The organism is Streptomyces longwoodensis (assembly GCF_001514125.1).
In the GTDB taxonomy this organism is placed as follows: Bacteria; Actinomycetota; Actinomycetes; order Streptomycetales; family Streptomycetaceae; genus Streptomyces; species Streptomyces longwoodensis.
In genome coordinates this window covers 494,122-506,120 of record NZ_KQ948550.1, presented here as the reverse complement: position 1 = coordinate 506,120, position 11,999 = coordinate 494,122, and the positions used below count along the sequence as shown (strand labels likewise).

The following is an 11,999-nucleotide window of genomic DNA, read 5'->3' as shown; positions in this document are numbered from 1 at the left end:
ATCCACGGCGCACGGACCCGCCGGAGGGTTGCACGAACGTCCCGGCGGGATCCGGAAAAGACTGGGAGGGTGCGCGGGGCTCCGGAGCGAAATACAGCGGAGCGGATCAGACGGTGAGAACCACGTCGTCCTGGGTGAGCGTTTCACGGATCGTCTCGGTGAGCCGGTCGGCCGCGATCGACGCGTAGTGCTCGGTTTTCTCCACGCCGATGAAGTCGCGGCCTTCCAGCAGGGCGGCGACGCCCGTCGAGCCGGAGCCGGCGCAGAAGTCGAGAACCGTGCCGCCCTCGGGGCTGATCTTGACCAGCTCGCGCATCACCTCGACGGGCTTCTGCGTGATGTGCTGACGCTTCGCCCCCGAAGGCTGCGACGCGCTGTAGAGGCCGGGCAGGTAGACGGGGTTGCGGGAGCCGTCGATCGCTCCCTTGGACGCCCAGACGATGAATTCACAGTTCTGGGTAAACCGGCCCTTCTGCGGCCTGGCCTGCGGCTTGTGCCAGGCCAACACTCCGCGCCAGAGCCATCCGGCCGCCTGGATCGCGTCCGTGGTGACGGGGAGCTGGCGCCAGTCGGTGAACAGCAGCGCGGTGCCGCCGCTGCGGGTGAGGCGGTGGGCTTCGGTCATGATCTGCGTCAGCCAGAACCCGTACGACCTTTGGTCCATGTTCTCGCCGGTGAAGTCCGGCAGAGCGTGCTGGGCGGCACCGGAGGTGTACTTCTGCTTCGCGGAGCGGGTGGTGCGCTCCTTCGCGGTCCGCCCGCCGGAGTTGTACGGCGGGTCGGTGATGACGGAGTCGACGCAACCGTCCGGGAGGCCGGCGAGAACGCTGAGGGCGTCGCCCTGGTGCAGGGAAAAAGGCAAAGAGGAACCCCTATTCGGGTGCGGAATCACGGAGGGAACTGCCCGTCTCGTGCAGAAACCTCGCGGGCCGGAAGTGGGCATACAGAAGCCCAGGGCCACAGACCGAGGTGGGCGAGAGGGAGTCCAAAAACTGTAGAAGCGAATCCGCCGACGACCAAGAAGTGCTGTGCTGGGGTATCGGATTCCGGCACCTCACGCCGACTTTTTGGTCAACCGCCGATCTGCGCCTACTGTTTTTGAACCGCCCGGCGCACACCGCCGCTGGCTATTCCCGCCACGCCTCACGGAGGTACCCCCTGCCCCGGCACACCTAGCTCACGGTCCGGCCTCGCAGAGCGAGCGGCAACTCGCCCGCGCCGGCCCGTCCCGATCGCCCACCCCGGCCGCCGCGGCCTTCCGACACGCTTCGCGCACGCGGCTCGCCGGACACCGCACCCCCGAAGGACACGTTCATGACGTCTCGTTACCCACCTCTGCCCGACATCGCTGACCAGCGAGCGGTCCGCTCGGGTTGAAGGGGCTCGCCGCCGGCATCGGCGTCGTCTTCCTCTCCCCGATCCTGATCGCCGGCACCGGCATGATGCTGGCCTCCTCAGCCGACGCCGTGCAGAGCAGCGGCTCCTTCAGCAGTTGCTCGACCGACATCGACACCGGCAAGGTCGCCGAACAGGTCACCAAGATCCTCGACGGCGCGGCCGCCAAAGACGTCCACGTCGAGGGCCTGGACCTGCCCGCCGAGCAAGTTCCCAACGCGCAGACGATCGTGGCCGCCGGTCTCTCGCTCGACGTCCCCAAGAAGGGACAGATCATCGCGCTCGCCACGGCGATGCAGGAGAGCCGGCTGCGCAACCTGAACTACGGGGACCGCGACTCGCTCGGCTTGTTCCAGCAGCGCCCTTCCCAGGGCTGGGGCAGCGCCCAGCAGATCCGCGATCCGGTCTACGCCTCCGAGCAGTTCTACAAGCACTTGCTCAAGGTCGACGGCTGGCAGCAGATGACCGTAACCCAGGCTGCCCAAGCCGTGCAGAAGTCCGGGCTGCCGGACGCGTACGCCCAGTGGGAAAACCTGGCCACTGCGTTGCAAGAGGCCATCGCCAAGACCTTCCCGGGTGGCAACGACAAGGACGGCAAGGACGCGGACCAGGGCAAGCAGGCGTCGCCCGGCACCACCGGCTGTGCTCCGGGCCAGGACGGTTCCGGCTTCGGCCGGATCCCCGAGGGGAGCGTCCCCAAGGGTTACAAGATCCCCAAGGACGCTGATCCGCGGGCGCGCAAGGCCATCACCTGGGCGATGCAGCAACTCGGCACGCTCTACCAGTGGGGCGGCTCCTGCACCAACGCGCACGGCCCCGACCCCATGGGCCGCTGCGACTGTTCCTCCCTGATGCAGCAGGCGTACGCCCACGCCGGCGTGACACTCACCCGCACCACGTACACGCAGGTCAACGAGGGCAAGGCCGTATCGCCCGCCCAACTCAAGCCCGGTGACCTGATCTTCAGCCGCGGCACCGCCGCCCGGCCCGAGCACGTCGGCATGTACATGGGCGAGGGCCTCGTGATCGAGGCGCCCCGCACCACCAAGCCGGTCCGGATCACTCCGATCAAGGACTGGACGATCCTCGCCGCCCGCCGCGTCCTCTGAGGCCGCCGCCCGGCACCGCCCCGGGTGGGGCCGCCGTCGCGGCCACTTCCGCGCCCCAGGCGCACCTCCCCTCTCCGCTTTCCCCTTCCCGCCGGTCCTCGCCTGACCCGCGTATGCAAGGAGCCCCGCCACACCTATGTCCGTTCCTCTCGCCGACCGCGTCATCCAGCTCGCCTACGACCCAGGAATCTCACCCAAGGGCGGTGGTCTGCCCGGCCTGAGCGTGCTGAAGAACGTCGTCAACTCGATCAACATGTTCGGCATCATCGCCGTCGTCGGCGCCCTCGCCGTCTCGCTCGGCGTATGGGCCTGGGGCCACCACACCGGTGGTCACCAGGCCGAAGCCAACGGCAAGAAGGGCGCGGTCGTAGCCGCCGGCGCCGCCCTCGGTCTGGGCGCCGCGAACGGAATCGTGGCCTTCTTCTCCGGCCTGGGGGCGCAGGTCCACTAATGCGGAATCGATTCCCCGCCTTCTCGCTGTCCTCGTACGGCGCGGGCTGGTCGGCCAACCGGCGCATCGCGATCGTCACCTGCGTCGTCGCCGCCCTGCTCGCCATCGCCGGGATCGTCGCCCTGCTGTCCGCCGGCAGGAACGGCCACCAGACCCCGGCCGCCACTGCGCCCGCCCCGACCGGCAGCCCGACCGCCTCCGAAGCCGCACCGAAGCCTTCCTCCGGATCCGGTTCCATGCCCAAGCCTCCGCAGATCGCCGATCCGGTCGCCTACGCCAAGGCAGCCACGCAGATGCTGTGGTCCTACGACACCCGCGACACCAGCCGCGACCAGCAACTCGCTGGCATGCGCGCCTGGATGACCACCGAGACCAAGTACGCCGACTGGGCGTCCGTCTCCGGCCAGGTTCCCGATCCGCTGCTGTGGTCGCGGATGGCCGACCAGGACCAGCACGCCACCGCCAGCGTCACCGAGGGCCACTACCCCGGCGCGTTCAAGCGGGCGTTGGCCGACGACCCGTCCGCGATCACCGAGGCGTACATCTACGTCGTCACCGTCAATGGCAAGCAGCAGATCGCCTGGAAGAGGGGTGGCGGCGGGGCCGAGGAACGGGCCGTGACTCTCGCCATTCAGTGCCGCCCCGGCCACGACTGCTCCCTGGCCGCAATCGCTCCGAGCGTCACGCAGTGACCCGCGCCTGATTCAAGAAAGGAGGGGCAACTCTCTCGTGGGTTTCTGTGATTACCCCCTGGCAGACAAGCTGTGCGCCGTCGGAGACGCGGTGGATTTCGCCTCGGACCCCGGCAAAGCCATCGGCGACTGGATGGCAAAGTCTGCCGGTGAACTGGCATCCGCCGCTGCCGATTTGGCCGCCGAGGCAGTCGACACCACCACGAAGGTGGACCTCAACGCATCGTGGTTCGTCGACAACTACGAGATGCTGCTGCCACTGGGCCTGGTCCTGCTGGTCGCCACGTTCTGCGCGCAGCTGGTCCGGGCCGCCGTCCGGCGCGACGGACAAGCCCTGACACAGGCGTTCACCGGCACCATGAGCGGCGTCCTGTTCGCCTTCTGTGCTCTCGCCTTGACCACGGTCGCCGTCGAGGTAGTCGACGCCGTCTCCGACGGCTTGTTCAAGACCGCGCACCTGAACATCGAGTCGGCCGTGCGCCGCATCGTGAAGGTCAGCCAAATCGGGTCCCTAGCCGGGCTGGGCTGGCTCGTCCCGGTCGTCGTCGGCCTCGGTGCCGCCATCGGCGCCTTCCTGTACTGGTGCGTGATGATGGTCCGCAAGGTCGGCATCCTGGTCATGGTCACGCTGGCCGTCTTCGCGTCCGCCGGCGGCGGCTGGGAGGTCGCGCGGCGCTGGCGCAAGGGCTGGATCGAGGCCACCGCCACCCTCGTGGTCTCCAAGCTGCTGATGACCGTGATCTTCGTGCTCGGCATCACCGCCATGGGCAAGACGGAGGCGAAGGACGGCGTCGCGGCCCTCGCCGATGTCATGTCCGGCATCGTGATCATGATTTTGGTCCTGCTGTGCCCGTACGCCGTCTTCAAGTTCGTCCACTGGGCGGCCGACGGCACCGACGGCGAGTCCATCCATCGCGCTGGCGGAGCCGGAGCCCAGATCGCCAAGGCCCACGCCGAGAAGGCGGCCCGCAAGGCCGCAGCAGCCGCGGCCACCGCCGGAACCGGTGGCGCTGCCGCCGGAGCAGGCGCCGCACCGCAGGGCCCCGACGCCGCTGGCGGAGGCGGCTTCCCCGGCGACATTGCCGCCACCCCGACAGGCGGAAGCGGAGAGGGCAAGGAAGGTTCGCAAAGCGGCGGAACGGGCAGCTCGCCCGGTGGCGATGCCGTCAAGTCCGGTCTGGAGAAGGCCGTCCAGGCCGCGCCGACGAGCATGTCCGACAACACCAGCGGCCAGGTGGGAGGCAGCCCGGGGCCTGGCGGAGCCGGAGCGAACGCCGCGTCCGGCCAGGGCGGCGGATGGCAGTCCACGGCGCCGACCACGACCCCGCCGCCGCAGGGCGCACCACCGTCCTCCGGTTCACAGAACGCCGCGTCAAGCGGGGCGAGCGGACCACCGCCGCCTCCGACGGGTCTCTGATCCCCTGCCCGACTCCCGGGGGCGGGAGTGCACGCCACCTCCCGCCCCCGGGTTCCACCCGCGCCTCCAGGACCCGCCCCTTGACTGATTTCTCCGTCGCCCCGGTCACGGTGAAGTTCCCGCACCGGTCCCGCCGCGGCATCCTCCTCGGCCTTTCCCTTCCCCAACTCGTCCTCGTTTCGTGCACGTTGGCGCTGCTGCTGATGACGGTGATCTCCACCGGACTGCTCGGCGCCGTTGCCCTGGCGCCGCTGTGGGCGGCAGCCGGTGCGCTCGTGGCGATCCGCCGACACGGCCGCTCCCTGATCGACTGGGCGCCGATCGTCGCCCGCTACGCACACCGCCGCCGCACCGGCCAGACCCTTTGGCTCGCCCGGCCCGTCACCCGACCCCGGCAGGACGGCATCCTCCACCTGCCCGGCACCACCGCCTCCCTCAAGGTCGTTACCCCCGGCGACTCCGCGAACCAGGCTGCGGCTGTCCACGACCCTCATCACCAGACGCTGACCGCCGTCGCCCGCGTCAGCAGCCGCGCCTTCGCCCTCCTCGACCCCGCCACGCAGAACCACAACGTGAGCAGCTGGGGACGTGCGCTGGCGGGCATCGCCCGCACCGGGCACATCGCTACCGTCCAGGTGCTGGAGCGCACCGTCCCCGACAGCGGCGACACCCTCACCCGCCACTGGACCCACAACGGACAGCCCCAGGCCCCCGTCGCCGGACAGATCTACTCCGAACTGGTCGCCTCGGCAGGCCCCGCCGCCGCACCGCACGAGACCTACCTCGCCATCTCTCTCGACCTCAAGGCCGCCCGGCGCCTGATCAGCCAGGCCGGCGGCGGGCTGCCCGGGGCGTTCACCGTCATGGAGCAGACCACCGCGTCCATCGCCCAGGCCGCCCGCAACGCCGGACTTCAGGTCACCGGATGGCTGACCTCGCGGGAGATCGCCGCCGTCATCCGCACCGCCTACGACCCGAAAGCGCTCGGTGCACTCCAGCAGTGGTCCGAGACCGGCCGCGCCGAGGCCGACCCTGCCGCCGCCGGGCCCGTCGTCCAGTTCGAGGAGTACGACCGCCTCGCCACCGACAGCGCGCGGCACGCGACGTACTGGGTGGAGAACTGGCCGCGCACCGAAATGGGAGCCGGGTTCCTGCACGGGATCATGTTCACGGCCGGCGTGCGTCGCAGCCTCTCCCTTATATACGTGCCGCAGGGGCTCGAGTCCGCGCTGCGGGATGTCCAGCGGAAGAAGGCGGCGATCATCGCCGACGCCAACGAGAGGGCCCGCCGGGGGCAGGTCGACAGCGAGGAAGACTCCGTCGAGTACGCCGACGTCAAGCAGCGTGAGCGCCAGCTCATCGCCGGGCATGCCGACGTGGCGCTGACCGGCCTGGTCACCGTCACCGCCGAGACCGACGCGCTGCTGGACGCCGCCTGCGCACAGATCGAGACCCACGCCGTCACCTCGGGCGTCGATCTCCGACGGCTCAACTACCAGCAGCCGGACGCCTTCACCCTCACCGCGCTCCCGCTCGCACGGACCGCCCTGTGAGCCCGTCCCGCCGCCGGCACCCTGGCCCGCTGCTCTTCGATCGCCCGCGACGGACCACCCGTCGCCGCCCCTGCCTCCCGGCAGGAAGGACCACCACCTTTGACCTCCCGCACACCTCCGGACGACGCGCACCCCTACCTCCGCGCCGCTAGCGCCGGAGTCCGCCACCACACCCGGGCCCTTGCCTCGTTGGACGCGACCCCGCCCCGGCCGGCGGACCGCCTGCACCTTGACGTGCTCCACGCACACCTCACCGCCCTGCACCAGCTCCTGGACCGCCTCGCCGAAACCACCCGTCCGCCACACCCCGCCGCCGGCCGCCACCTGGCCAGCGCGCACACCCGCCTCTGGCAGGCCACCAGCGAGGTCCACACCGCCTTCCACCTGCTGCCCAGCACCGCCGTGGCAGACGCCGAGGCGAGCGCGTGCCATCCAGAGCAGCTACCCGAGGGGCCGCCCGTACTGACGATCTGCCAGCGTCACCTCGCTGCCGGACACGTCATCCGCCGCAAGACCACCCCCACCGACCTTCGCCCGCACACCACGGCCTGCGTGCGATGAGCACCACCCGCAGAATCGAGGGTCCTAGATGAGCCACCGGCCCGCCCGTCGCGCCCGCCGCGCCTCCGCCAGCCCCCTGTTCACCCCCCACGGCACCGACCGTGCCAGCCGCAAGGCTGCCCGTCGACAGCTCGCCGAGGCCACCGCCAAAGCCCGCGTCGAAGCCAGCGCGCACCAGAGCGAGACCACGTCAGCCGTGCACCAGATGCCCGCCGCGCTCCACCCCCTGAGTGGACGTCCCGGTCCCGCCTCCGCGCGGGGGAACCGGCTGAAGCTGCCCGCCCACCGCATGACGACGGCCGTGGCCGCAGGCGCGTATCCGTTCCTGGCCGAAGGCGGCCTCGGCGCCGAGGGCATCTACATCGGCCGCGACGTTCACGCCGAGGCGAGCTTCGTCTTCGATCCGTTCGCGCTGTACGGCAAGATCGAGGGGTTCACCAACCCGAACCTCCTGCTCGCCGGGGTCATCGGCCAGGGCAAGAGCGCCTTGGCCAAGTCGTTCGCCCTTCGTTCGGTGGCCTTCGGATACCGCGTCTACGTGCCGTGTGACCCGAAAGGCGAGTGGACGCCGGTGGCGGAAGCTCTCGGCGGCCGGTCCGTCGCCCTCGGTCCGGGACTGCCGGGACGGCTGAACCCTCTGGACGCGGCCCCACGCCCGGAGAGCGTCTCCGAGGCCGACTGGGTCGGCGAGATACGCAAACGACGCCTACTCCTGCTCGGCTCCCTGGCCCGGACCGTCCTGGGGCGGGACCTGATGCCCATGGAACACACCGCCCTGGACATCGCCCTCGACGTCGTCGTCACCCGCGCCGCCGACACGCACCGCACCCCGCTCCTCGGCGACGTCGCCGCCACGCTCAACAACCCCAGCGCACTCGACGAAGCCGCCGGGATGATGTCGGGCCAACTCGGCGACGCAGCACGCGACCTCGCCCACGCCATGCGGCGCCTCGTCCACGGCGACCTGGCCGGCATGTTCGACGCCCCTTCCACCGTCGCCTTCGATCCGAACGCGCCGATGCTCACCATCGACCTGTCCCGCCTCGGCGGCTCCGGCGACGACACCGCCCTCGTCCTGGCGATGACCTGCGCCTCCGCCTGGATGGAGTCCGCCCTCTCCGACCCCAACGGCGGCCGTCGCTGGATCGTGTACGACGAGGCATGGCGCCTGATGCGACACGTCGGACTGCTCCAGCGCATGCAGGCTCAGTGGAAGCTCAGCCGCGGCCTCGGCATCGCCAACCTCATGGTGATCCACCGGCTGTCTGACCTGCTCACCGCCGGCGACGCCGGATCACAGGGTCGGGCCCTGGCCGAAGGACTCCTCGCCGACTGCTCCACCCGCATCATCTACCGCCAGGAGACCGACCAACTCCACGCCGCGGCCTCTTTGCTCGGCCTGACCTCCGTCGAAATGGACGCCATCGCCCACCTCAACCGAGGGCGTGGCCTGTGGAAAGTCGCCGGACGATCTTTCATCGTGCAGCACCTCCTGCACGCGTACGAGCTGGCGCTCTTCGACACCGACGCCCGGATGCATTGAAAACATGACATTTCGCGCAAATAGGCCGATCCCGACCGGCTCAGGGATACATACAGGACAGGGATGTACGACACCTCCACCTACCCCCATGACATCCGTAGAACCAACCCCGGCTACCTCCGGGCAGCGGCGCGGAGCCTCGAAAGGTTCGCAGACCAACTTCCGCAGTCCGTCGCCGGAGGACAGGCGAGGCCATCAGCGACGCGATCGATGCGGCGCTCGCGCAGATCACCTGGGAATTGAACTGCATCGCCGATGACCTGGTCACCAGTTTCAACGGCAAGGGCAGCGACCGCGACATGCACGCGACGGCTATTCGCCAGTGTGCCGCGCCTCTGGGGCTCGCCCACCACTACCTGGCCAAGGCCATGGACCAGATCAGCTCCCACCATCATTTCTTCGCGCCCGTCACGGACGCGCAGATCGAAGCCACGGAACCAGTTCAAGACCAACGCTTCTCTGCTAGGCAGCCACCCCATCGCCAGCACGCCGCCGCCGAACTGACGGCCCTACAGACAGGGCCGAGTTCACTCCGACTGACGGATTCTCACTTCCCATGCAGTTCCGTCAGGTACAACAGCCCCCATCCGACGGCACCTGTGACACACGAGACTTGGAGCACCCCTGCAAAACCCCGACTTCGAGCTTTACGACAGCGTCGGCCGCACCTCCGACCAGATCCACGCCTACCACACCCGCTCCGCCACCCGAGGCGACCTGCACCGCTGGGCCGATCGCGATGCCGCCGCCTTCCGGACCCGGCACCCCCTGCCGCACGAGCCCTTCCCCGCCCCGGACCTGAGCCCCTACCGCGCGGCTCTGGACGCAGCCGAGACGCCGGCCGAGTTCAGCACCGTACTCAATGCCCTGCTGGACGCCGTCGCCCCGTTCCTCGGCGAGGTCATCGATCACCTGGGCACCACGGCGAAGTGGCGGGGCCAAAACCGGGGAGCCGAACCCGAGTCACCGCCCTGGCTACTGCGCGGCGCCGCCAGCAGTATTGCCTCCGGACTGGCCATGGCCACCGAAGCGGATCTCAAGATCCTTCGCGCGCACTACGACCCGGCCCCGGACCTCGACGCGCTCCTGAAGCAAACCCGCACTGCGCCCGGACCGCCCCCGGCCCCGCCCGGCCCGCAGCCCGGCCCCGCAGGGCCACGGCGCTGACCGCCGAGGGGTCAGCCACCCGCCACCTCGACTTCCACCGCTGCTTCCCCGCGCACTCCCATCGCGAGAGCACCGTGGCACCACCGCTGCCTAGACCGAGCGGTCTCCACCGTTAACCCTGGCCGCCCCTCACGAGGAGTCCCCTGAACCGCCCCGCCCACTTCAGCGACGCCGACTGGGCCGAATACCAGCAGTGCCAAGCCGAGCACGACGACCTCATGGCACAGATCGCCGACCGCGAAGCCCAGATGGAACACGGCCTGATCGCCACCTACGACGAGTACGAACTCGACTTCAGTCCGGCATCGAAGCCGGAAGCCGACCCCGCTCGCCGGCTACCTCCCTCGCACCGATCGCCAGCCTCCCGCAGGAGGAGCCGTGGCCGCTGACGAGCAGAGCACTCCAGACGCCCACCGCGCAGCTCGGCTCGCGCCGCTTCCGAACCACCGCAACGTGGACACCTCGTGGTGGCAGGAGCTGTGGCGCCGTCACGCGCACATCACCACGCCCCTGCGAGAGCGTGGGCTGGAGTGCGAAATCGAGTTCGGCCTCAGCGCCTACATCGTGCGTGTGTCGCTCCCCGACGACAGTTACCTGATCATCAGCCCACCGCAGGAACCCCCCTCCGAGCGCCTGCCGGGAAACCCGGAGGGCTGGATCGCGACCCGTGAGCACCCCGACGACCAGGCGCTGTTCGAGGTCCTCTACGACTCGGCTCCCTCCGGCGACCCCGGTGCTCCGCAGCGGCCCGAAGCCCACCACGGCAGCCGCGCCCGGCCCCTGATCGAGGCGATCGACCATCGCCTTACCCAGCTCGGGCTGCTGCCGCATCCCGTCGTGCCCCACGAAGGCTCACCTGTGCACCCAGCTCAGTCGACACCCCACCCGCGCCAGGTCCCGGTCCCCGACACAGCAGACCACGCTCGCAACTACGTCTACGGCGACGCAATCCTCGCCTTGACCGACCGGCTCAACGGAGCCGAGTCGCATGCGGATGCGGCTGCCCTGCTCCACCAGATCCTGGATCCGATCAACGGCTTGCTCGAACGGCTCGGCGAGTTCTTCGAAGCAGCCGGGGAGAAGGCCAAGGAGGCAGTGGAGGACGACGGCTTCGACCTGTCCTACGACCTCGCCGATGCCGCCGCCGAGATCCGCAATCTCGGAGAGGAGTTGCACGTGGCCGAGGACCGGATGCGGGCACTCACCCCGCTCGTGCCGGCACCGCGGCTCCCTTCCACCGCGGCTCGTGCGCCCTCCCTTCCCCCGCGGGCCCTCCCGCCGGCTCAGCCGCGGCACATGCGCTGAGGCCGGACCATCGCCTCCCTCCAGGAACACATGACGTCACCCCGCACCGACCTGTCCACGTTCGCCGTCGGCCTTGCCGACCGCCTGCCCGGCACCTGGACCAGCGAATATCAGCGCTACGGGCAGTATGCGGACCAGTTCCCCCGCACCGAGCAGCTCTGGGACACCGGCCACGTCGAGTACATCGTCAGCCAGTACGTCCTCACCAACGACGCCGTGCTCCACGGGTCGGCCGGCCAGCGGCTGTACGTGACCGACCGGCCCCGCTTCCCGCACCAGTTCGTCGTCGCCCCGCTCGTGCCCAATGGCACGCACATCAAGCCCCACCACTTCGTCGCGGTCGAGGAACCCAATGGCATCGCCGTTCCCAAGGACGTCGCGCGGGCGGCGGCGCAAGTCGCCCGGAGGCTGCTGCCCCGCTACGGGCAGGCCCTACAGACGGTGCTCACCAACGCGACGAACCAGCCCGACCCCCCGCACCGGCCCGCCCCGCCACAGGTCGAACAAGTCCTCACCCTGACCCTCTACAGCGACGGGGCCCTCGGCGCACCGTACGAGAGCGTGCCGGTCGATGCCCGCATGACGCTCTACGCCCACGGCTTCCAGTACCACCCACACCAAGCAGCGTTCCTCCTGTCCGCTGCGTGTGGTGACAGCGGTCGCGCGCTTCGTGTCCACGGCGTGGTCCAGCAGCTCACGGCCAAAGGCATCGGTGTGAACCTGCGCCGCTCGGCGCCCACGACCACCGCAGCCCTTCCACCGACATCGCCGAAGGCCGCGCCAACGACCAGCCGTACGCGCTGATC

The 11,999-nt window shown here is 69.8% G+C and carries 11 protein-coding genes; 10 read left to right on the top strand and 1 reads right to left on the bottom strand.

All coding sequences use genetic code 11. From position 1 onward, the window contains the following. Window positions 1–106: 106 nt before the first annotated feature. Window positions 107–862, bottom strand: coding sequence for a DNA-methyltransferase (locus AQJ30_RS07075; protein ID WP_067230008.1), 756 nt, complete (start codon window positions 860–862; stop codon window positions 107–109). A 511-nt stretch (window positions 863–1,373) separates the two neighbouring features. Here AQJ30_RS07075 and AQJ30_RS07070 point away from each other — a divergent pair. The 10 genes from AQJ30_RS07070 (at window position 1,374) to AQJ30_RS07030 (ending at window position 11,997) form a co-directional block, all read left to right on the top strand. Continuing rightward, on the top strand, window positions 1,374–2,504 hold the full coding sequence (locus AQJ30_RS07070) for a C40 family peptidase (protein ID WP_067230005.1): 1,131 nt from the start codon (window positions 1,374–1,376) through the stop codon (window positions 2,502–2,504). A 136-nt stretch (window positions 2,505–2,640) separates the two neighbouring features. After that, complete coding sequence (locus tag AQJ30_RS07065; protein ID WP_067230003.1) at window positions 2,641–2,955, top strand: DUF6112 family protein; 315 nt, start codon at window positions 2,641–2,643, stop codon at window positions 2,953–2,955. Further along, on the top strand, window positions 2,955–3,647 hold the full coding sequence (locus tag AQJ30_RS07060; RefSeq protein WP_067230000.1) for a hypothetical protein: 693 nt from the start codon (window positions 2,955–2,957) through the stop codon (window positions 3,645–3,647). Before AQJ30_RS07065 ends, AQJ30_RS07060 begins: the two co-directional genes overlap by 1 nt. Window positions 3,648–3,684: 37 nt before the next feature. After that, window positions 3,685–5,064 (top strand): SCO6881 family protein, encoded by a 1,380-nt coding sequence (locus AQJ30_RS07055; protein ID WP_079083891.1) that lies wholly within the window; start codon window positions 3,685–3,687, stop codon window positions 5,062–5,064. Window positions 5,065–5,144: 80 nt separating this feature from the next. Continuing rightward, window positions 5,145–6,617, top strand: a complete 1,473-nt coding sequence (locus AQJ30_RS07050) for an SCO6880 family protein (protein ID WP_067229998.1) — start codon at window positions 5,145–5,147, stop codon at window positions 6,615–6,617. A 99-nt stretch (window positions 6,618–6,716) separates the two neighbouring features. Further along, window positions 6,717–7,178, top strand: a complete 462-nt coding sequence (locus AQJ30_RS07045; RefSeq protein WP_067229995.1) for a DUF6238 family protein — start codon at window positions 6,717–6,719, stop codon at window positions 7,176–7,178. A 28-nt stretch (window positions 7,179–7,206) separates the two neighbouring features. Further along, on the top strand, window positions 7,207–8,721 hold the full coding sequence (locus AQJ30_RS07040; RefSeq protein ID WP_067229994.1) for a VirB4 family type IV secretion system protein: 1,515 nt from the start codon (window positions 7,207–7,209) through the stop codon (window positions 8,719–8,721). Between the two features lie 1,385 nt (window positions 8,722–10,106). After that, window positions 10,107–10,277, top strand: a complete 171-nt coding sequence (locus tag AQJ30_RS38675) for a hypothetical protein (RefSeq protein ID WP_169808460.1) — start codon at window positions 10,107–10,109, stop codon at window positions 10,275–10,277. Continuing rightward, entirely contained in the window at window positions 10,267–11,193 is a 927-nt protein-coding gene (locus AQJ30_RS07035; protein WP_067229991.1) for a hypothetical protein, read from the top strand. Before AQJ30_RS38675 ends, AQJ30_RS07035 begins: the two co-directional genes overlap by 11 nt. Before the next feature lie 30 nt (window positions 11,194–11,223). Then, complete coding sequence (locus AQJ30_RS07030) at window positions 11,224–11,997, top strand: hypothetical protein (RefSeq protein ID WP_067229988.1); 774 nt, start codon at window positions 11,224–11,226, stop codon at window positions 11,995–11,997. Window positions 11,998–11,999 lie beyond the last annotated feature (2 nt).

Excerpts from the sequence above, each read along its gene's own strand:
- AQJ30_RS07065 (WP_067230003.1), top strand. The coding sequence starts at position 2,641 with ATGTCCGTTCCTCTCGCCGACCGCGTCATCCAGCTCGCCTACGACCCA.
- AQJ30_RS07060 (WP_067230000.1), top strand. The coding sequence starts at position 2,955 with ATGCGGAATCGATTCCCCGCCTTCTCGCTGTCCTCGTACGGCGCGGGC.
- AQJ30_RS07040 (WP_067229994.1), top strand. The coding sequence starts at position 7,207 with ATGAGCCACCGGCCCGCCCGTCGCGCCCGCCGCGCCTCCGCCAGCCCC.
- AQJ30_RS38675 (WP_169808460.1), top strand. The coding sequence starts at position 10,107 with ATGGCACAGATCGCCGACCGCGAAGCCCAGATGGAACACGGCCTGATC.
- AQJ30_RS07030 (WP_067229988.1), top strand. The coding sequence starts at position 11,224 with ATGACGTCACCCCGCACCGACCTGTCCACGTTCGCCGTCGGCCTTGCC.